This is a genomic window from Microbacterium sp. SS28, assembly GCF_022761035.1.
In the GTDB taxonomy this organism is placed as follows: domain Bacteria; phylum Actinomycetota; class Actinomycetes; order Actinomycetales; family Microbacteriaceae; genus Microbacterium.
The window spans coordinates 83,675-103,493 of sequence record NZ_JAKWJP010000006.1; the positions used below are offsets into that span (position 1 = coordinate 83,675).

The following is a 19,819-nucleotide window of genomic DNA, read 5'->3' on the forward strand; positions in this document are numbered from 1 at the left end:
AAAGTTATTCCCGAGATCTGCGGAGGATCTGAGAACTATCGCGCGGGGAGGCCCCGCAGCTCGTCCGCCCTCGGCGCGTACTCGGTTGCCCCGCCCTGGCCGTCGAAGACGCGCACGGGCCGGCGCGACGACCACGCCTCCCACCCCGGATCGCCGTCTGCGACGAACGCGACCCAGGCTGCGTGCATCTCGCGACCGAGATGTCTCGGGCCGTCCGTGCCGCCGAGGGCGACGGCATCCGGGATGTCGAGGTTGTCGAAGACGAAGCCGAGCTCCATCGCATGCGCCGCGCCGAGCCCGTCGACGGGGCTCCGCCAGCGGAACTCGTAGACGTGGGTCGAGGCGGGAGCGCCGATGCGGCTGTCGGCGAATCGCGTGTGCGGGCCGCGCAGGATCATGTCGGTCACGACCTCGCCGAGGATCTCGCCCGGCAGCGCCTCGGGGCGGCGGCGCCGGTGGGCCGCCACGATGCGCCGGGGCACACGCGCCGACGCGCGGGCGATCTCGAGCGTCGCGCGCCCGACCTTCGTCAGCACACCCGTCGGAACGAACCAGAGGCGGTACTCCTCGCTCGTCGTGCCGATGAGTACCGGGATGCCGCGGCCCGCGCCGCGCAGCAGCGTCGTGTACGGATCGGCGGGCACTGCCTCGCCGCCGATCGCGAGGGCGACGGCGGGGCCGCCTCCGATCGGCGACCCGCCGGACGACAGCGCCGTCTGCGCGGCGACGAGGACGGCGGGTTCGACCGACGAGAAGCCCGCCCGCGTCGCCGCGATGCGCAGCCGTTTGGCGACGAGGCGCGAGAAGCGGGCGGCCTTGCGGAGCGGCTGGGCCTTCATGGGGCCGCTCTGCAGGATGACCTGGTCGAACAGCTCGCGGGCCTGCGGCAGCGCAAGCAACGCCGTGAGCGTCGCGGCGCCGGCGGAATGCCCCATGGCCGTGACCCGGGCGGGGTCGCCGCCGAAGGCCGCGATCTCGCGGCGCACCCAGCGCAGCGCCGCCTGCTGGTCGAGCACACCGAGATCGAACGGCGCGTCGTCGAGCACGGCGAAACCCTCCTGCCCGACGCGATACTGGATCGAGACGTAGACGACGCCGTCGCGCGCGAAGGTCGAGCCGTCGTAGCCCTCGAGCGCGGCAGACCCTCGAGTCAGGGCTCCCCCGTGGACGAAGACGAGCACGGGCAGCGCGGTCCCCTCGGCGCGATCCGCGGGTGTCCAGACGTTGACGGTCAGGATGTCGTCCCCCGCGATCTCGACGGTCGGCAGGTACTTCTCGAGTCCTCCCCTGTACGGCGCCTGCGGGGCCGTGGGACCGAAGGCCGCGGCATCCCGGACCCCCTCCCACACATCGGGCGGCTGGGGCGGCGCGAAGCGCCGGTCGCCGAACGGCGGGGCCGCGTACGGGATGCCGAGATAGCGGTCGACCGCGCCCTCCCGCGTGCCGCGCACCTCGCCGGTCGACACGGTCACGACGGCTGCGTCGACTCGGGGCATTCGGGCTCTCCTTCGAATCCGCAGAGGGTCGGGATGCGACGCTCCCCGCGGGAGTCGCGCGCATCCGGCTCTCGGACGACGTGACGCCAAGGTCCCCAGGATAGGGTGGCCATCGCCCTCATGAGCGAGAAGAACGATCCGCCGCCCGACGCGAAAGCTCCGCCCGTCGCCCCCGCGACCGGGTCGGTCGGAGTGCCGCGACCCAAGCGCCGCGTGCCGTTCTGGGACAACGCGCGCTTCGCGTGCATCGTGCTCGTCGTGCTGGGGCACGCGACGCAGCGTCTGACGTACGACTCCGATATCGCGCTCGGGCTGTACCTGCTGATCTACGCGTTCCACATGCCGGCGTTCGCCGTGATCTCGGGCTATTTCTCACGCAGTGGCGCGCCCACCCGCACGCAGATGGCGCGCGTGATCACCGACATCCTGCTCCCCTACTTCATCTTCGAAGCTGTCTGGACCCTCACGAAGTGGATCGTCGAGGGGCAGGCGAACCCCAATCCGACGCAGCCGTCGTGGACGCTGTGGTTCCTGCTCGCGCTCGGCATCTTCCGTCTCGTGCTGCCGTACCTCGCGCTGCTGCGCTGGCCGCTGCTGTGGACCGTCGTCATCTCGATCGGCGCGGGCTATCTGCCCAACATCGATTCGACGCTCTCGCTCTCGCGGACGCTGGGGCTGCTGCCCTTCTTCACGCTCGGCTGGTGGCTGCACGAGCACGACGTCGTTGCGCGCTTCCGGCTCCTCGGCCGGCGGCCGTGGTGGGTCTTCGCGGCGTCGATCGCCGTGTTCGCCCTCGCGGGGCTGAGCGCGTGGCTCTTCGTCGACGACTGGCGCGCCATGAACCTGCGGGAATGGCTCTTCTACGACGAGAACTACTCGGCGATCGGCGGGACGCAGTGGTGGGCCGGCGGCGTGCGCCTCGCCCTCATGATCGTCGCGATCGTGCTGGGTACGGCGTTCTTCGCACTCGTCCCGCGCGGCTCGCACTGGTGGACCCACTTCGGCCAGTACACGATGTACGTCTACCTGCTGCACTCGTTCGTGCTGTACCCGTTCCGCGAGTCGGGGCTCCTGCGCGATCTCGAACCGACGTGGCTGTGGCTGCCGATCGTCGTGGTCGCGTCGGTGCTCGTCGCGCTCGCGCTCGCGACGAAGCCCATGCGGCGCGTCTTCCGGCCGCTCGTCGAGCCGCGACCCGCGTGGCTGTTCGCCGATCCGGGCCTCGCGCGACGCGAAGGACACCGCAGCGACCCGACGGGGTCGAGGCGCCCTCGCGGCGCTGAGCCGAGGCATCCGGATCCGCGCCGCAGCAGCTGATCAGCGGCGCGGCACGGGCACGACGCGGCGCAGCAGTGCGTCGAACGCGACGTCGGGAAGCACCCGGCGGGCCGTCAGCAGGATGTGCGCGGAGGGCGCGACGCGATAGCGCGTACGCGGACGACCGGGGGATGCCGCGGCCTTGACGATCACGCGCGCGACGTCGCGCGGCTCGCACGCAAGGGCTGACATCGGCTGCTCGGAGGCGGCGAGCGCCGACGCGACGACGTGCGCGTTGTAGTCGGCCCACACGCCGTCGGCCGCGGGATCGCGTCGCGCGACCGCCGTCTCGGCGAGCGGCGTCTTGACCATGCCGGGTTCGACGAGCACCACGTCGATGCCGAAGGGCCGCACCTCGAAGCGCAGGGCGTCGGTCACCGCCTCGATCGCGTGCTTCGTCGCGCTGTACGCGGACATGCCCGGGAAGGCGAAGCGGCCATTCATCGAGCCCACGTTGACGATGAGCCCCGCGCGCTGTGCGCGCATGCCGGGCAGGACGAGCTGCGACAGCCGCATGAGGCCGAAGAGGTTCGTCTCGAACATCGCGCGGACGCGGTCGATCGATACCGACTCGAACGCGCCGAGCTCGTTGAAGCCCGCGTTGTTGACGAGCACGCCGACCGCGCCCTCCACTGCCGTCACGGCCTCGACGGCCGCCGTGCACGAGGCCTCGTCGGTCACGTCGAGGGCGAGGATGCGGCATCCCTCGTTCTCGAGATCCGCGATGGCCTCGGGATCGCGCGCCGTCGCATAGACGGTCCAGCCCTGCCGCGCGAAGAGCGTCGCCGTCTCCCGCCCGATGCCGGACGAGCAGCCCGTGACGAGCACGGCGCGCGAGATCGAGGTCATGCTCCATGGGTAGCGCGGCCGGGCGCCCGAGCGCAACGGGTCGTCCGGTAACGCTCGGCAACATACGGCGACGGATGCCGCGACCCGCCTAGCCTCGGGAGCATGAGCGAGCTCAACCTTCCGATCCTCGACCTGTCGCTGCTGGACCAGGGCCCCGAAGCGGCCGAGCGGTTCCGCGACGAGCTGCGCGCCGCGACGCACGACGTCGGGTTCTTCTACCTGACCGGAACGGGCGTGACCCCCGAGCTCGAGGCGCGTCTGCACGGCGCGGCGCGGGACTTCTTCGCACTGCCGGAAGAGGACAAGCTCGCGATCGAGAACGTCAAGAGCCCGCACTTCCGCGGCTACACCCGGATCGGCGGCGAACGCACGCAGGGCAGAATCGACTGGCGCGAGCAGATCGACATCGGCCCCGAGCGCGAGGCGATCACAGACCCCGCGGCGCCCGACTTCGCCCGGCTGCTCGGACCCAACCTGTGGCCGGATGCGCAGCCCGAGCTGCGCGAGATCGTGGCCGAGTGGCACGCCGAGCTGTCGATCGTCGCGCGCAGGCTGCTGCGCGCGTGGGCGCTCGCGCTCGGTGCGGCCGAGTCCTACTTCGACGACCACTTCGGCGAGCCCTCGACGCTCATCAAGATCGTGCGCTACCCCGGCAAGGACGACCCCGAGCCGCAGCAGGGCGTCGGCGCCCACAAGGACTCCGGCGTCCTGACCCTCCTGTGGGTCGAGCCCGGCAAGGGCGGGCTGCAGGTGCAGCGCGACGGCGAGTGGGTCGACGCGCCCGCGGTCCCCGGCGCCTTCGTCGTCAACATCGGCGAGCTGCTGGAGTACGCGACGCAGGGGTATCTCATCGCGACGAACCACCGCGTGATCTCGCCGCGCTACCCCGACGACCGCATCTCGGTGCCGTTCTTCTTCAACCCCGCGCTCGACACGCAGCTGCCGATCATCGAGCTGCCGGCAGGGCTCGCGGCGCAGGCGCGGGGCGTGACGCAGGATCCGTCCAACCCCATCCACTCGCTCTACGGCGAGAACGCGCTCAAGTCGCGCCTGCGCGCGCACCCCGACGTCGCCGAGCGCTGGCACGCCGACCTCGTCGCTGCGCGGGCTGCTGCCGCCGTCTGACCCCCGGGGATCGCATGTCCCGGGAACGACGAAGGCCGCCCCACACCGTGGGACGGCCTTCTAAGAAGTGCGATGTACGCTGGGTCGCTCTAGCGGCGAAGACCCAGGCGCTCGATCAGCGAGCGGTAACGCGCGATGTCGATGTCCTGGAGGTAGCCGAGCAGACGGCGGCGCTGACCGACCATCAGGAACAGACCACGACGCGAGTGGTGGTCGTGCTTGTGCTCCTTCAGGTGCTCTGTGAGGTCCTTGATGCGCTGCGTCAGCATCGCGACCTGCACCTCGGGGGATCCGGTGTCACCGGGGTGCGTCGCGTACTCTTCGATGATCGCCTTCTTGGCGTCAGACTCGAGTGGCATAGATGGGATCCCCTTCCTCGTCGTTGCGCGGCGCCCGACGCCTGATGCGTGGGCTCTCTTTATCCGCGGCCGTTCAAACGGCAACCTCAAGAGTCTATCAGCGCATCGGCCCCCGGCGCGAACCGGGCGCCTGAGCGGCGGGTAGCCTCGAAGGATGCGCCTCGGGGATCCCTCATGACCGACGAGAAGCAGCGCAGGATCCCCCGGCTCCGCCGCGACCACTTCATCGATCTCACGCCCTTCCGGGTGAGCCCCGCGTTCACGCGGATGTGGATCGGCTCGACGCTCGCGGGCCTCGGCGGCCAGCTCACGATCGTCGCCGTCATGCTGCACCTGTACGACCTGACCGGCTCCACCTTCGCGGTCTCGATGATCGCGGTCGCCGGCCTCCTGCCGATGATCGTGGCCGGCCTGTACGGCGGGATGCTGGCCGACGCCTTCGACCGGCGCCGCGTCGCGCTCATCGCGGCGACCGTCACGTTCGCCTCGACCCTGCTGCTCGCGGCGCTCGCCTGGATGGGGGGCGAGACGGTGTGGTGGCTCTACGCCCTCAGCATCGTGAACTCGGCCGCCAACTCGATCGTCTTCGCGGCGAAGCAGTCGATCGTCCCCCGGCTGCTCCCCCGCGAGCTGCTGCCCGCCGCGTCGGCGCTCGGCGGCATCACCGTCGGCGTCATGGTCATGATCGGACCCGCGCTCGCGGGCGTCCTCGTGGCGCTCACGGGCTACGCCTGGACGTACACCCTCGACGTCGTGCTCATGACCTCGCTGTTCCTCGGGCTGTGGACGCTCCCGTCCATCCGGCCCGAGGGCGAGATCGTGCGCCCCGGTCTCGAGTCGCTGCGCGACGGATGGCGCTTCCTGCGACGCGCGTCGAACATCTCGCTGCAGTTCGGTCTCGACATCATCGCGATGACCTTCGGACAGCCGCTCGCCCTCTTCCCCGCGATCGGCGCCGTGCTCCTCGGCGGCGGGCCGATCACGACGGGCCTGCTCACGGCCTCGGTCGCGGCGGGCGCGTTCCTGTCGAGCCTCTTCTCGGGGCCCGTGGGACGCGTCCGGCGGCAGGGCGTCGGCATCGAGCGCGCGATCCAGGTCTACGGGGTCGCCGTCGCGGCGTTCGGAGTGGTCCTCCTCGTCGCGGCGCTCGGCGGGTTCGCGCCGGGCGTGGTCGACGAGCACACGCCGAACGTCGTCCTCATCGCGGCCGCGGCCCTCTTCCTGGCAGTCTCGGGCGCCGCCGACAACGTGAGCTCGATCTTCCGCAACACGATGGTGCAGGCGGCGGTGCCCGACAGCATCCGGGGACGCCTCCAGGGCATCTTCATCGTCGTCGTCACGGGCGGCCCGCGCCTCGGCGCGCTCTACGCCGGCACCCTCGCGACGCTCACGACGCTGTGGTTCCCGCCCCTCCTCGGAGGCTTCATCATCATCGGGCTCGTGACGCTGCTCGTCCGTCTGAGCCCCCGCTTCCGCGCCTACGACGCCGAGTCGCCGCAGCCATGAGAAGAGCGGATGCCCCGACCGAGGCATCCGCTCTCTCGAAGCTGTCGTCAGGCCTGCTCGAGGGCACCCTGCAGGTCGAGCGTGATGGTGACGTCCTTGCCGACCAGGACTCCGCCGGTCTCGAGCGCGGCGTTCCACGTGAGGCCGAAGTCCTCGCGGTTGATGACGGTCTTGGCCGTCGCACCCGCCTTGTAGTTGCCCCACGGGTCGGCGCCGAAGCCACCGAAGTCGAACTCGAAGGTCACGGGCTTCGTGATGCCGCGGATCGAGAGGTCGCCGTCGACGAGGAAGTCGCCGTCCTCGACGCGAACACCGGTCGACACGAAGTCGATCGAGGGGTGGTTGTCGACGTCGAAGAAGTCCGCCGAGCGCAGGTGCGTGTCGCGACCCTCGTCCTTGGTGTTGAGCGACGTCGCATCCACGTGCGCCTCGACCTTGGCCTCGAGCGGGTTCTCGGGAGCGATGAGGGTGGCGCTCTTCATCGCGAAGTGGCCGCGCACCTTCGAGATCATCATGTGGCGCACGCTGAAGCCGACCTCGCTGTGCGACGGGTCGAGCACCCAGGTGCCTGCGCGGTAGCCCGGAACGTCGATCGTGGGAGTGGTGTCGGTCATGTCTGTCCTTCGTCGATGGGGCCGGTGGGAGTGCCGGCGGCTTACGTGTGTCAACGTCGGGCGGCGCGCGATCTATTCCACTGAATAGAAAATTTCTTTGCGGATGACGCAGACGGCCACACATCGGCGGATTTCGGACGTCGCATCCACCCTCGGGTCGCAGCGTGCGCAGCGCGGTCTAGAGTCGCGGGGTGACCTCGACCACTCCCACCCCGACGACATCGCCCTCCACCGCGGCGAGCGTCTCGGTCGCGGTCGGGTTCGTGCTGACGGGGATCATCTGGGGATCCAGCTTCCTCTTCATCAAGGTCGCCCTCGGAGGCCTCTCCCCCGCCCAGGTCGCGTGGTCGCGGCTCGTGCTCGGCGCGCTCGCACTCGGGCTGTTCGTCGTGATCCGCCGGGAGGCGCTCCCTCGCCGGCTCCGGGTGTGGGGCCACATGACAGTCCTCGCTGTCTCGTTCTGCGTCGTGCCGTTCCTGCTGTTCGCGTGGGCGCAGCAGCACGTGACCTCGGGGCTCGCGAGCATCTACAACGCCACGACGCCGATCATGACGGCCGTCATGGCCGGGGTGCTCTTCCGCGTCGAGAAGCTCAAGGCCGCGCAGATCGCGGGCATCGTGCTCGGCATCCTGGGCGTCGTCGTCATCATCGCCCCGTGGCAGGGCCTGGATCTCTCGCAGAGCCTCGTCGCGCAGTTCGCGATCCTCGGCGCGACCGCGTGCTACGGCTTCAGCCTCGCGTACATGCGCAGGTTCGTGTCCGACACGGGGATGAGCGCCCTCATGTTCTCATTCCTCAACATCGGGATCGCCGCCGCCATCATGGTGCTGCTGACCCCCGTGCTCGTGCTCACGCCGGTGACGCTCGACCCGTGGATCGTCGTGAGCGTCGTGCTCCTCGGATGCCTCGGCACGGGTGTCGCCTACATCTGGAACCAGAACACGGTGCGCGCGTGGGGGCCGACCCGCGCCTCGACCGTCACGTACATCACGCCGCTCGTGGGCGTCGCGCTGGGAGCGGCCGTCCTCGGCGAGCGCCTCAGCTGGAACGAGCCGGTCGGAGCGCTCGTCGTGTTCCTCGGCATCCTGCTCGCACAGGACCGACTCCGGTTCGGCCGGCGATCCGAGACGGTGTCGGTCTCGGGTTGAGTCGCCGCCCGCAAGACGAAGGGGGACGGATGCTCCCCACGCCCACTCCACGCATCGCTACGCGCTGCGCGGAGCCTCGGGGCGCGTGGGCCCGAGCATCCGTCCCCCTCCTCCGTGCGTGGGGTCAGCCGACCTTGATGAGGTCGATGACGAAGATCAGGGTCTTGCCGCCGAGGAAGTGGCCGCCCGCGGGGCCGTAGGCGAGGTGCGGCGGGATGACGAGCTCGCGGCGTCCGCCGACCTTCATGCCGGGGATGCCGTCCTGCCAGCCCTGGATGAGGCCGCGGAGGGGGAACTGGATGCTCTCGCCGCGGTTCCAGGACGAGTCGAACTCCTCGCCCGACTCGTACTCGACACCGGCGTAGTGGACGGTCACGGTGTCGCCGGCCTTCGCCTCGGCGCCGTCTCCGACGATCAGGTCGCGGATGACGAGGTCCTCGGGCGCGGGGCCGGTGGGAGCGTCGATCTCGGGCTTGGTGCGGTCATCAGTCATGCATCCATCCAACCCGACGAGGTGGAGAGATTCAAACGGAGCGATCATGAGGATCTCGTGACGGACCGTATTGGGCCTTGACGGCGTGACGCGATCTTGACACGCTGGGTTGCAAGAGACCAGCTCAGCGCTCGGGAGTTACGCAGGCATCGCCGCGGCACCGAGCGCTGAGTTTTTGACGCGACGCGGATCAATGCGAGCGCAGCCCGCGTTGATGCGCGTCGGGTCAAGATCGAGTAGCCCCGCCGAAGGCGGCGCCTACAGCGAGAGGAGGGCCTGCCGCGCCGCCGCCGTCTTCGCGAGCAGCTCGCGCTCCTCCTCCGACGCCTGCGGGTCGCGCCCCGTGACGGCGCGCTGACGGGCCATCGCGAGGGCCGTGGCATCCGTGATGAAGCTCTTCATGATCGGGGTGCGATCGCCCTGCAGCGTCTTCGCCCAGCGCAGGCCCGCCTTGCGGCCCGCGGGGGTCGCGAGCATGTCGACCTCCTGCGGCGTGAACCAGCCCGCCGTCGCGTACTCCCCGAGGCGCACGCGCGTGAGCCGGGATTCCTCGCGGCGCAGGGCGAGCACTCCGATGATGAAGAGCACGAACAGCGGCACCTGCAGCATGAGGTACACCGAGAAGAAGTCGGTGAACACGGCGGAGCCGTTCCAGAACGCGTGCAGCAGGATCGCGCCCGACAGGCCCAGCAGCCACGGTCCGATCGCCTGTCCCGTCGTCGCGCCCCGCCGCGCCGCGAGGCCGAGCGCGAAGCCCGTCACGCTCGTGAACATGACGTGCGCGAAGGGCGACATGATGCCGCGGACGAAGAACGTCACCGAGGCCTGACCCGCGCCGCCCTCGATCCAGCTGATCGCGAAGTACTGGATGTTCTCGGTGAAAGCGAACCCCGCTCCGATGAGCGCGCCGTAGACGATGCCGTCGACGGGTCCGTCGAACGCACGCTTGGCCGTCGCGAAGATGATGAGGACGCCGAGGCCCTTCGCGAACTCCTCGACGATCGGCGCCTGCACGACGGTGCTGAACACTTCGGCCGCATACGTGTCGGGGCTGCCGAGCACGACCGAGAGCAGGAGGTCGACGAGGAGCGCTATCGCGACCGACGCGATCGCGCCCCACGCGATCGCGAAGATCACGAGTCCGCGCGGCTCGGGCTCCCAGCGGTCGACGATGCGGATCGCGACGAGCACGCCGGCGAGCGGGATGAGCGCGAGGACCGCGCCGAGCGCCGACGCCCCCGTGCCGATGAACGTCAGGAAGTAGCCCACGAGGGCGATGAGCAGCAGGACGAGGATGCCGATGATCCACACAGGTGCGCTGCGACCCGACCGCTTGGTCGCTGGTGCCGGAACGCGTGCCGGCGAGAAGGCGGGCGTCGTGATGGGAGCCGGCGGCGTGAGGCTCGGCTGGGCGAGCGGCGACGGGAACCCGCCCGCACCGGCGCCGGAGTTCTGGTCGTATTGGTCGGGCCCCGGGGCAGTCATGCACACAGCCTAGAGATCGGCACCCCTGTAGCGTGGAGGAATGCGCTTCGCCCACGTGACCCGTGCCGGGTCCGACGAACCGCGGCTCGCCGTGATCCAGGACGGCGAGGCCCTCGTCGTCGCGGACCTGTTCGAGGGCGCCCCTCGATTCCTCGAGGATCTCATCGCGGGCGGCGACGAACTGCTCGAACGGGTGCGGGAGGCCGCGGCCCGCGCGGAAGCCGGACAGCCGGTCGCCGATCTCGGCTTCGCCTCGGCGATCCTGCGCCCGCCCGTGATCCTCGCGATCGGCCTCAACTACGCGGCCCACTCGAGCGAGCTCGGGCTCAAGACGGACTCGACCCCCACGGTCTTCGTGCTGTGGCCCAATTCGCTGGGGGCCCACGACGACACGATCGCGTGGCCGCGGTCACTCAGCGAGTCGGTGGACTACGAGGCCGAGCTCGGCGTCATCATCGGCCGCCCGGCGAAGGACGTCACTCCCGAGGCCGCCCTCGCGCACGTGTGGGGCTACACCGTCGTCAACGACATCACGGCTCGCGACATCCAGTACTCCGAGGCGCAGTGGTCGCGCTGCAAGTCGTTCGACGGCTTCACCCCGACCGGCCCCTACGTCGTGACGGCCGACGAGGTGCCCGACCCGCAGAATCTGCACATCTGGACCGTGCTCGACGGGCGCACGCTGCAGGACGCCTCGACCGACCAGATGGTCCGGCCCGTCGCGACGCTCATCTCGCACCTGTCGCGCTCAGCCACACTCCTGCCGGGAACACTGATCTCGACGGGCAGCCCCGGCGGCGCCGGCTACTCCCGCGATCCGCAGGTGTTCCTGCGCGACCGCTCGACCGTGACGGTCGGCATCGACGGCATCGGCGAGCTCACGACCCACTGCCGCATCCTCGACTGACGCGAGAACGGCGGGCCCCGGTGGGGCCCGCCGTTCTGCCGCTGTCGCGGGTGTCAGTCGAGGACGTCGGAGCAGTCGACCGGGACGCCGCCGATCTCGTGGATGCCGGGGCCGAGCTCCTGGCACTGCCGCAGGATCTCCTGCGTCAGCTGAGCGGCCTGCGGAATGATGATCGCGATGATCACGATCGCGAGGATGATCCCCACGACGATGAGCACGCTGCTGATGATGATCGCGGCGACGGCGAAGCCGTTCTTCTCGCCGGCCTTCCTGCTCTGCACGAGGGCGACGATGCCGAGCACGATCGCGATGACCTGGGCGAAGAAGGACAGGACGAACGCGACGATGCCGAGCGTCCGGCCCGGGCGCGACGTCGTCGGGGGCGCCGCGTACTGGCCGGCGGGCGGCGGCGCGGCGGCATAGGACGAGTACGGCGAGCCCGCCGCGGGGGCACCGTAGGCGGGCGGGGGCGTGTAGGCGGGAGGCTGCGCGCCCTCCGGCGGCGGTGTGTAGGCGGGCGGCTGGGTGCCGTCGGGGGGCGGAGTGGTCATGCGAGCCTCCAGATGGGGGGAACGGTTCTTCTCGAACCTAGCGAGTCCCGGCCCCCGCCGCACCGCGGAACGTCGGCGGGTCAGCCCCGCCCGCGGGAGTCGGCGCGCGGCCCGGCCGCGGGAGCGCCATCCGGATCCGTCCCCCGCACGACGTCGGCGACGTCGTCCTCGTCGAGTCCCGCACCGGGGAGGATGATGGGGATCGCCTCCGTGATCGACTCGAGACCCGACAGACGCGCCGGCGAGAGCTGCTTGGCGACATCCTCGCGCGACATGAGACCCGCCTCCACGACGAGGTCGCCGACACTGTGCCCCGTGAGCAGCGCCGTCTTGGCGAGGGCCGCCGCCGCCGCGTAGCCGATGAACGGCGTGAGCGCCGTGATGACGCCGACGGACGAGCCGACCATCGCGCCGAGTCGCTCGTGGTTCGCCGTGATGCCGTCGACGCAGTTGATGCGCAGTGTCCGCATGCCGCGGCGCATCCACGTGATCGACTGGAAGATCGAGTGCGCGATGACGGGCTCGAACGCGTTGAGCTGCAGCTGCCCGCCCTCGACCGCCATCGTGACGGTCAGGTCGGCGCCCGCGACGGCGAAGGCGATCTGGTTGACGACCTCGGGGATGACGGGGTTCACCTTGCCGGGCATGATGCTCGAGCCGGCCTGGCGCGCCGGCAGGTTGATCTCGCCGAAGCCGGCCTGCGGTCCCGACGACAGCAGCCGGAGGTCGTTGCAGATCTTCGACAGCTTGATCGCGTTGCGCTTGAGCGACGCAGAGAACGACATGAACGAGCCCGTATCGCTCGTCGACTCGACGAGGTCGTCGGCCGTCGCGAGGTCGAGGCCCGTGATGCCGCGCAGGTGGCGCACGACGGCCGGCGCGTAGTCGCGGTGCGTCGTGATGCCCGTGCCGATCGCCGTCGCGCCCATGTTGACCTCGTAGAGGAGGTAGGCGTTCTCCTTGAGTCGCTGGTGGTCGTAGCCGAGCGTCGTGGCGAAGCCGTGGAACTCCTGCCCCAGCGTCATCGGGACGGCGTCCTGCAGCTGCGTGCGGCCGATCTTGAGGACGTCGCGGAACTCGACGGCTTTCGCGAGGAACGACCTGCGCAGCAGATCGAGCTCTTCGAGGAGCGACCGCAGGTCGAGGCTCAGGCCGATCTTGACCGCGGTCGGGTACACGTCGTTGGTCGACTGGCTGCGGTTGGTGTGATCGATCGGCGAGAGGAACGCGTAGTCGCCCTTCTCATGGCCCGCGAGCTCGAGCGCGATGTTGGTGATGACCTCGTTCGCGTTCATGTTGGTCGACGTTCCGGCGCCCCCCTGGATCACGCCGACGACGAACTGGTCATGGAACTGCCCGTCGATCACGAGCTGGGCCGCGCGGTCGATGAGGTCGGCTCGCTCCGGGTCGAGGACGCCGATCTCGCGGTTCGCGCGAGCCGAGGCCTGCTTGACCATCGCGAGCGCCTTGACGAGATCGGCGTAGACCGAGATGGGCCGTCGCGAGATCGGGAAGTTCTCGAGCGCTCGGGCGGTGTGGATGCCCCAGTACGCGTCGGCGGGGATCTCGAGGGATCCGAGGGAATCTGTCTCGGTGCGGGTGCGCGGCGTTGCGTCCAGAGCCATGGGATGAAGTCCTTGTGGGTCGATCACGGCGGTGTGCGGGATGCCACGAGCCTAACTCTGCAAGCCCTCGAGCGGTCTCGACACAGCGGACAGCCGAGCCGCTCAGGCTCGCCGCCGCGTACAGCGATGCTCAGGCCGGACGCTTGCGCGAGAAGGCCTCGAGCCGCTCCTCGGGCGTGAGCTGCGCCATGCTCTGCACCCACTCCGCGGAGAAGTATTCGCCCGTGGGTGCATCGACGACGGGCACGACGGCGTGCGTGATGGTCTCGTCGTAGACGTGCACGAGGTGGAACGACTGCCCGGCATCCATCCCGTTGACCTCGACCGCGGGGCGCGCGAGGTTCATCGTGTAGCACGTCGCGGCCGCGACGCTCACGGGGACCCCCGCGAAGGTGCCGCTCGTCGAGTAGTGCAGGTGCCCCGCGAGGATCGCCCGCACGTCCGTGCCGCGGACGACCTCGGCGAGCCGCGGCTGGTCGCGCAGTTCGAGGATGTCGAAGAGCGGGATGTGGCTCGGCAGCGGCGGGTGGTGCAGCGCCAGGATCGTCCCGAGCGGCGCGGGAGTGGACAGGATGCCGCGCAGCCACGTCAGCTGCCCCTCATCGAGATCGCCGTGATGCCAGCCGGGGACGGACGTGTCCAGCGCGACGAGGCGGAGCCCGTCGAGATCCCGGACGCTCGTCACGGGCTCCTCGCTCGGGTCCTGACCGAGGAGGTCGCGCCGCAGCGCCGTCCGCTCGTCGTGATTGCCCGCGACCCACACGATGGGGGCGCCGAGGCGTGCCGCGAGGGGCTCGACGGCGTCCTTCAGCGCCGCGTAGGCCTCGGGCTCGCCGAGGTCGGTGAGGTCGCCCGTGAAGACGATCGCGTCCGGCCGGATGCCCAGCCTCTCGACCTCGGCGAGCGTCCTGCGGAGGTTGGCGGCGGTGTCGTAGCGTCCGCCGAGCGGCCGGTTGCCCGCCATGAGGTGCGTGTCGCTCACGTGCACGATCGTGCGGCGCGCGGGCGGATACTGGCCGAACTGCACGGGCTCCATGCGCCCGAGTCTATTTCCGAGCGTCGGCGCCGTCGGGCGCGCAGGCGGGGTCGTAGGAGCGGCCTGGGAGTACACCGCGCCACTCCTCCTCGCTCAGAGCCCGCCCTGCGACGGCGCATGCGCGCTCGAGCCAGATCGCCGGATCGGCCGACACTCCGATCCGTCTGCCGTCCGAGAGGTCGTAGACGAGGGTGCGCTCATCCTTGGGCACCACCGTCAGGTCTGTCATGTCTCGAATCGAATCGCGGAACGAATCGGACCAATCACCGAGGGTCCAGGTGAACAGCGCCCCGTCCATTCCCGCCGTCACGAGTTCGTCGTTCGTACGGAACGCCACGGCGCGGACGACGTCGACATGCCCTTCGAGGGTCTCTTCGAGGTCCCCGCTGTCCGCGCCCCACACCCAGGCCCGATCGCCCGCCGCTGTGGCGACGTGTGTGCCGTCGGGGCTGAACGCGCCGTCCCACACGTCGTCCGGCATCTCAAGCAGTCGAGATCGAGCCGGATCCGCGATGTCGACGATGCGCGCCGCTCGATGGCCCTCGCGCAGGAGGAGGGATTGCCCATCGGGGCTCACGGCGAGGAGCCCGTCCCCCTCGATCTCGTCGAGGACGGCGCCGGTCGTGGTGTCGAAGACGGCGGTGGGCCCGAAACCGCTCGCGTAGAGTCTCGTGCCGTCGTGCGAGAACCGCACTCGTCCGAACGAGTTCGCCCAGCTCGGTGGCCCCGGATTGGTCCCCGCGTGCGGAAGGTGCAGCAAGAGCGGCTCGTCAGGGGATTCCACGTCCCAGACGGCGATGTTTGCCCCCTCTGCGGTCTGCGGCAACGGCGCGATCACCGCTCCCAACGACCGGTCCGGCGAGTACTCGACGTCGAGAGCCACCGCACCGAACGCGGGGAAGGTCAGTTGGCCGACGGTGAAGCCGCCGGAGTCGAGCGTGCGCAGATCGGGAGCATCGCACACGTCGACGGGCCAGCAACCCTCCTTCAGCACGCTGAGCGCGATCCTGCCGCCGGGTCCCTCGGCTGCGTCCAGGACGATGCCTCCGCCTACATCGGCCGAGCCGACCTGGATGCGACGATCGAGGTCGAACACTCTCGCATTGATCGCGTCGTCGATGACAAGCGCTGCGGAATCCTCCGCGCCGAGCATCATGGTCTCGATGCCCATGCCGTCGGACAGTCGCACCACGCTCACGATGCGCGGACTCCGGCCCATGACATCCAGGAGAGCCCGTCGCGTAGGTCCCCCGTCCCAGAGACGAATCGCTTCAACTGCCATGAGCAGGGCGCGCTCGAAGACGGGCTCCGCCGTGGCGAGCGCGGCCACACGTCCTGCGTCGTCCATCACGGCCCGCTTGCTGGCCTCGGACGCCTGCACTGCTGCGAAGGCACCGGTCGCGAACGCCACCACCGCGAGCGAAGCGGTCGCTCCCGCCAGCCATCGCAGACGCCGCACGGAGCGCTGCTCCCGACGCAGCTGATGTCGCGTGGCGTCGAGATCCGCCACCTCCCGTTGGACCGAGGCGTCCAGGAACTCCATCTCCACCTGCGCGAGCACCGGCCTCGCCGACTCTCGCCACTGGACGGCGGCGCTCAGGCGCGTTCCGCGATACAGCTCGCTGTCGGGTCGCCCCATCCCTTCCCACGCGGTCGCCGCGGAGTTCAGGTGGCGCATGATCCGCTGACCGGCGACGTCGTCCGCGAGCCATTCCCGCAGACGCGGCCATTCGCGGGCGACGGCCTCATGTGCCAGCTGGAGGGACTCCTCGTCGCTGGTCACAAGGCGGGCGTCCACCAGTCGCTCGGCCACGCGCGCGTGCGCCTCGTCGATTGCAACGGTCGCGCGGTTCACGCGCTGACAGATGACCCCTCCACCGCGAGAAGGCTCGACAAGTCGAAGGAGGATGTCGCGCACGTTCTGTGCGGCCTCCTCGGACAGATCCGCGAACAGCTCCTCGGCCGACTGAGCGACGGCACCGTGGATCTCTCCCGACGCGCGGTAGCCGTCAATGCTCAGCACGCGCCCTTCGCGGCGCTGCCACACCTGGTAGAGCGCATGCGAGAGAAGCGGCAGGTTGCGCCCATCCGCGTCACGCGTCAGGACTTCCACCAGCCCCGGTTCGAGGATGAGTCCTGCCTGCCGCGCAGGCTTCTCGATGACGGCGCGCAGGCCATCGGCCGTGAGCGGGCCCAACATCAGCAGGTGGGATTGGATGAGGCCGGCGAATCCGTGGTGGTCTGCGAGGTCACCGAGCCGATCCGCGCGGACCGCCACCACGACGGTGCAACGGAAGACCATCGCCCGCAGCTCCTCGAAGAACCGTCGGGTTTCGTCAGGGTCGTCGTTCGCGAAAGCCTGCTCGCACTGGTCGACGATCAGGAGCGAATCGCGATCGGCCGCATCGACGTCTCGCAGGGTCTCGACGGGACGCTCCCCCGGTGTCACGACGATCACTCGGCAACCGCGAGCGGCGAATCGCGAAGCGATTCCGGCGCGGACGAACGACGACTTGCCGACCCCAGAGGAGCCGGAGACCACGAGGACGCCGTGCTGCTCCAGCTCTTTAGTCGCACCATCCAATTCCGCCTCGCGTCCGAAGTACCGCTCTCCATCCTCGATGCCGGCGGACGGCAGGCCGAAGTACGGGCATTCGACGCTCTCTGCTCGGAACGGAGCTCCCGACGCCAGCGCGGGATCCTGCACCAGGATCGCCCGCTCGAGCGAGGCGAGCTCAGCGCACGGATCGAGACCCAGCTCTGTCGCGAGGAGCGCCCGTCCACGGCGGACCGTCGCGAGCGCTTCGGCTTGCCGGCCTTGCCGATACTGCACGAGGCCGAGGATGACCCACCGGCGTTCGCGCATCGGCGCTTCGGCGACTCTGGCTCGAGACCCGGCCGCCGCCTCGACGAGGTTGCCCGATTCGAGCAGCGCCTCGAGAAGCGACTCCTCCGCGGCGAGGCGGATCTCGTCGAGACGCGAGGAGGCTATGCGGGCCGGTGCCCAGTCGTGAAGCTCCGCGAAGGGCTGCCCCCGCCAGAGGGCGAGCCCTTCGGATAAAGAGTGGACCGCGCGATCGGGCTCGCCGAGTTCGATCAGCTGAACACCGCGCTCAACGAGCCGCTCGAATCGCTCCGCATCCAGCTCGACGTTCCCCGGCACGAGCCGATAGCCGAGTGACGTGGTCTCGATCGCGGCCGGAGGCAGTTCGCGCCGCAAGCGCATGATGCAGCCGGGGATCACCTTCGGCCAGGATGCCGGGAGGTCGTCGCCCCACAGGGCCGCCGCGATGGACTCGATCGTGACAGACCGGCCGATGTGTGCCGCCAGTGCGCCGAGCACAAGTCGATCACGCGGAGCCGGTGCGACCCGGCCGTCGTCCAGGGTCAGAGCCCCCAGCACCCCGATGTTCATGACGTCACTGTGATCTTCGTCCCGATATGCGTCAAGTGCGCTGATATCGCTCTGATATCACCGCCCGTCGTGCTGATATCGGCCTGACAGCGGCTGGACGCGTGTGGGGAGACCGGGCACGTGCACCCTCATGTCGCAACCCGCAGGCTGCGGCATCCGGTGGCCGCGGCATCCGTCGTCAGTGGTTGAAGAGGATCAGCAGCAGGCCGCCGAGGACGGCGAGCGCGCACACGCCGAACGAGCCGTATGCGGCCCACAGGGCGAGGCGCTTCTGGCCCTCGGTGAGGGGGCTCTTCCTCGCGGCCTTGGCGGCCGCCTTCTCAGCGCGGGCGAGCTCCTTGGGCGTCACGACGGCGATCGCGTCGGTGAAGTCGGCCGGCGCCACGACGGGGGCGCGGCCCGCGCGCACGAGGAGACGCAGGCCGAGGGCGTAGAAGCCCACGACGAGGACCGCTGAGATCATCGCCGCGACGAAGACCTGCCCGAACGCGAGCCAGTCGATCGTGATGCTCACTTCGAGGCCTCCTTGTCACGACGCTCCTGCTCGCGCTTGATGGCACGCGACCGGCGGGTGGGCGGCGGATTGCGCTTGACCTTGACGGCCATCCCCGAGTCGGCGACCTCGCTCATCGCGTTGGCGGCCGTGACCGAGTCGCGGCGCGAGCGCAGGAACAGGCCCACGATGATGAGCACGGCCGCGATGGCGTCGATGAGGATTCCCCAGTCGCCCAGCCACACGACTACGAGCGCCGCGAGTGCGCCGACGGCGCCGGCGGCGGGCAGCGTCAGGAGCCAGCCGATCATGATGCGCCCGACCGTGCGCCAGCGGACCTTCGATCCACGACGCCCGAGTCCCGATCCGATGACCGAGCCGGACGCGACCTGCGTCGTCGACAGGGCGAAGCCGAGGGCGCTCGAGGCGAGGATCGTCGAGGCCGTCGAGGCCTCGGCCGAGAAGCCCTGTGCGGGCTTGACCTCCGTCAGACCCTTGCCGAGCGTGCGGATGATGCGCCAGCCGCCCATGTAGGTGCCGAGGGCGATCGTGATGGCGCACGCGAAGATGACCCACGTCTGCGGCTCGGGGCTCGTCTGCCAGCCCACCGTGATGAGCAGCAGCGTGATGATGCCCATCGTCTTCTGCGCGTCATTGGTGCCGTGCGCGAGTGCGACGAGCGACGAAGTGAAGATCTGGCCGAAGCGGAAGCCGTCGCGGCCGTCGGGCCTGGTGTCGTAGCGACGCGTCAGGACGTAGGCGAGCTTGGTCGACGTGAAGGCGATGATCCCCGCGGTCAGAGGCGCGATGACGGCCGGCAGGATGACCTTCGAGATGACGACGCTGAAGTCGATCGCGTATGCGCCGACACCGACGATGGTCGCGCCGATGAGGCCGCCGAAGAGGGCGTGGGACGAACTCGACGGCAGGCCCAGGAGCCACGTGAGCATGTTCCACGTGATGGCGCCGATGAGGCCCGCGAAGATGACGGCAGGGAAGATCGCCGCGGATATGTCGTCCTCGTGGATGATGCCGTTCGAGATCGTCTTTGCGACCTCCGTCGAGAGGAAGGCTCCGGCGAGGTTCAGCGCCGCCGCGAGCAGCACCGCGGTCTTCGGCTTGAGGGCGCCCGTCGCGATGGGCGTCGCCATCGCATTCGCGGTGTCGTGGAAGCCGTTTGTGAAGTCGAAGAAGAGGGCCAGTGCGATGACCAGCACCACGAGCAGGGCTGCGGTTTCCACCGTTCGCTTTCCGTCAAGTGAATTCAGAAGGGGTGCCGACGCGATCGGCGTGCGAACGAACAGTTCAGCGGGGGTTCTTGCTCCGTTTACCGAGCCAGGAGGTATCCTCGCACATCCTCCCGAGAATCCGATAACCCTCGCGACCCATGGTCAGGACGC

The 19,819-nt window shown here is 69.7% G+C and carries 17 protein-coding genes; 5 read left to right on the forward strand and 12 right to left on the reverse strand.

Annotated features, from left to right (window positions below; all coding sequences use genetic code 11):
* Positions 1-35: 35 nt before the first annotated feature.
* The gene (locus MJ607_RS16920) at positions 36-1,496 is read right to left on the reverse strand and encodes a carboxylesterase/lipase family protein (protein ID WP_243076791.1); all 1,461 of its coding nucleotides are present in this window, start codon (positions 1,494-1,496) and stop codon (positions 36-38) included.
* Positions 1,497-1,616: 120 nt separating this feature from the next.
* Here MJ607_RS16920 and MJ607_RS16925 point away from each other — a divergent pair, with 120 nt between their 5' ends.
* On the forward strand, positions 1,617-2,813 hold the full coding sequence (locus tag MJ607_RS16925; RefSeq protein ID WP_243077058.1) for an acyltransferase family protein: 1,197 nt from the start codon (positions 1,617-1,619) through the stop codon (positions 2,811-2,813).
* Here the strand turns inward: MJ607_RS16925 and MJ607_RS16930 are convergent, their stop codons facing one another.
* On the reverse strand, positions 2,814-3,662 hold the full coding sequence (locus MJ607_RS16930; protein ID WP_243076792.1) for an SDR family NAD(P)-dependent oxidoreductase: 849 nt from the start codon (positions 3,660-3,662) through the stop codon (positions 2,814-2,816). It abuts the gene before it with no gap.
* Between the two features lie 102 nt (positions 3,663-3,764).
* On the opposite strand from MJ607_RS16930, the gene MJ607_RS16935 reads away from it, so the two are divergent.
* Complete coding sequence (locus MJ607_RS16935; RefSeq protein WP_243076793.1) at positions 3,765-4,787, forward strand: isopenicillin N synthase family oxygenase; 1,023 nt, start codon at positions 3,765-3,767, stop codon at positions 4,785-4,787.
* An 89-nt stretch (positions 4,788-4,876) separates the two neighbouring features.
* Here MJ607_RS16935 and rpsO read toward each other — a convergent pair whose 3' ends face one another.
* Positions 4,877-5,146: a 30S ribosomal protein S15 gene (gene rpsO, locus MJ607_RS16940; RefSeq protein ID WP_019180606.1), complete on the reverse strand. Its 270-nt coding sequence runs from the start codon at positions 5,144-5,146 to the stop codon at positions 4,877-4,879.
* Between the two features lie 174 nt (positions 5,147-5,320).
* On the opposite strand from rpsO, the gene MJ607_RS16945 reads away from it, so the two are divergent.
* The gene (locus MJ607_RS16945; RefSeq protein WP_243076794.1) at positions 5,321-6,652 is read left to right on the forward strand and encodes an MFS transporter; all 1,332 of its coding nucleotides are present in this window, start codon (positions 5,321-5,323) and stop codon (positions 6,650-6,652) included.
* Between the two features lie 47 nt (positions 6,653-6,699).
* On the opposite strand, the gene MJ607_RS16950 is transcribed toward MJ607_RS16945, so the two are convergent.
* Positions 6,700-7,266, reverse strand: coding sequence for a YceI family protein (locus MJ607_RS16950; RefSeq protein ID WP_243076795.1), 567 nt, complete (start codon positions 7,264-7,266; stop codon positions 6,700-6,702).
* A gap of 191 nt (positions 7,267-7,457) precedes the next feature.
* On the opposite strand from MJ607_RS16950, the gene MJ607_RS16955 reads away from it, so the two are divergent.
* The gene (locus MJ607_RS16955) at positions 7,458-8,414 is read left to right on the forward strand and encodes a DMT family transporter (RefSeq protein ID WP_243076796.1); all 957 of its coding nucleotides are present in this window, start codon (positions 7,458-7,460) and stop codon (positions 8,412-8,414) included.
* Between the two features lie 124 nt (positions 8,415-8,538).
* Here MJ607_RS16955 and MJ607_RS16960 read toward each other — a convergent pair whose 3' ends face one another.
* A complete protein-coding gene (locus MJ607_RS16960; RefSeq protein ID WP_243076797.1) occupies positions 8,539-8,907 on the reverse strand; it encodes an FKBP-type peptidyl-prolyl cis-trans isomerase in 369 nt (122 codons plus the stop codon).
* A 258-nt stretch (positions 8,908-9,165) separates the two neighbouring features.
* Positions 9,166-10,392 (reverse strand): PrsW family intramembrane metalloprotease, encoded by a 1,227-nt coding sequence (locus tag MJ607_RS16965; RefSeq protein WP_243076798.1) that lies wholly within the window; start codon positions 10,390-10,392, stop codon positions 9,166-9,168.
* Between the two features lie 40 nt (positions 10,393-10,432).
* Here MJ607_RS16965 and MJ607_RS16970 point away from each other — a divergent pair, with 40 nt between their 5' ends.
* Complete coding sequence (locus tag MJ607_RS16970) at positions 10,433-11,299, forward strand: fumarylacetoacetate hydrolase family protein (RefSeq protein ID WP_243076799.1); 867 nt, start codon at positions 10,433-10,435, stop codon at positions 11,297-11,299.
* A gap of 53 nt (positions 11,300-11,352) precedes the next feature.
* Here the strand turns inward: MJ607_RS16970 and MJ607_RS16975 are convergent, their stop codons facing one another.
* From MJ607_RS16975 to MJ607_RS17000, 6 genes are all read right to left on the reverse strand, one after another.
* Positions 11,353-11,850, reverse strand: coding sequence for a DUF4190 domain-containing protein (locus MJ607_RS16975; RefSeq protein ID WP_243076800.1), 498 nt, complete (start codon positions 11,848-11,850; stop codon positions 11,353-11,355).
* Between the two features lie 80 nt (positions 11,851-11,930).
* A complete protein-coding gene (locus MJ607_RS16980) occupies positions 11,931-13,475 on the reverse strand; it encodes an aspartate ammonia-lyase (RefSeq protein WP_243076801.1) in 1,545 nt (514 codons plus the stop codon).
* 130 nt (positions 13,476-13,605) lie between these two features.
* A complete protein-coding gene (locus MJ607_RS16985) occupies positions 13,606-14,511 on the reverse strand; it encodes a phosphodiesterase (protein WP_243076802.1) in 906 nt (301 codons plus the stop codon).
* Between the two features lie 10 nt (positions 14,512-14,521).
* Positions 14,522-17,926: a BTAD domain-containing putative transcriptional regulator gene (locus MJ607_RS16990; RefSeq protein WP_243076803.1), complete on the reverse strand. Its 3,405-nt coding sequence runs from the start codon at positions 17,924-17,926 to the stop codon at positions 14,522-14,524.
* 178 nt (positions 17,927-18,104) lie between these two features.
* Complete coding sequence (locus MJ607_RS16995) at positions 18,105-18,440, reverse strand: peptidase (protein WP_243076804.1); 336 nt, start codon at positions 18,438-18,440, stop codon at positions 18,105-18,107.
* Positions 18,437-19,660 (reverse strand): inorganic phosphate transporter, encoded by a 1,224-nt coding sequence (locus tag MJ607_RS17000; RefSeq protein WP_243076805.1) that lies wholly within the window; start codon positions 19,658-19,660, stop codon positions 18,437-18,439. The genes MJ607_RS16995 and MJ607_RS17000 overlap by 4 nt, the downstream gene beginning before the upstream one ends.
* Positions 19,661-19,819 lie beyond the last annotated feature (159 nt).

Coding starts and splice junctions, on each gene's coding strand:
- MJ607_RS16920 (WP_243076791.1), bottom strand. CDS start 1,496: ATGCCCCGAGTCGACGCAGCCGTCGTGACCGTGTCGACCGGCGAGGTG.
- MJ607_RS16925 (WP_243077058.1), top strand. CDS start 1,617: ATGAGCGAGAAGAACGATCCGCCGCCCGACGCGAAAGCTCCGCCCGTC.
- MJ607_RS16930 (WP_243076792.1), bottom strand. CDS start 3,662: ATGACCTCGATCTCGCGCGCCGTGCTCGTCACGGGCTGCTCGTCCGGC.
- MJ607_RS16935 (WP_243076793.1), top strand. CDS start 3,765: ATGAGCGAGCTCAACCTTCCGATCCTCGACCTGTCGCTGCTGGACCAG.
- rpsO (WP_019180606.1), bottom strand. CDS start 5,146: ATGCCACTCGAGTCTGACGCCAAGAAGGCGATCATCGAAGAGTACGCG.
- MJ607_RS16945 (WP_243076794.1), top strand. CDS start 5,321: ATGACCGACGAGAAGCAGCGCAGGATCCCCCGGCTCCGCCGCGACCAC.
- MJ607_RS16950 (WP_243076795.1), bottom strand. CDS start 7,266: ATGACCGACACCACTCCCACGATCGACGTTCCGGGCTACCGCGCAGGC.
- MJ607_RS16960 (WP_243076797.1), bottom strand. CDS start 8,907: ATGACTGATGACCGCACCAAGCCCGAGATCGACGCTCCCACCGGCCCC.
- MJ607_RS16965 (WP_243076798.1), bottom strand. CDS start 10,392: ATGACTGCCCCGGGGCCCGACCAATACGACCAGAACTCCGGCGCCGGT.
- MJ607_RS16970 (WP_243076799.1), top strand. CDS start 10,433: ATGCGCTTCGCCCACGTGACCCGTGCCGGGTCCGACGAACCGCGGCTC.
- MJ607_RS16975 (WP_243076800.1), bottom strand. CDS start 11,850: ATGACCACTCCGCCCCCCGACGGCACCCAGCCGCCCGCCTACACACCG.
- MJ607_RS16980 (WP_243076801.1), bottom strand. CDS start 13,475: ATGGCTCTGGACGCAACGCCGCGCACCCGCACCGAGACAGATTCCCTC.
- MJ607_RS16985 (WP_243076802.1), bottom strand. CDS start 14,511: ATGGAGCCCGTGCAGTTCGGCCAGTATCCGCCCGCGCGCCGCACGATC.
- MJ607_RS16990 (WP_243076803.1), bottom strand. CDS start 17,926: ATGAACATCGGGGTGCTGGGGGCTCTGACCCTGGACGACGGCCGGGTC.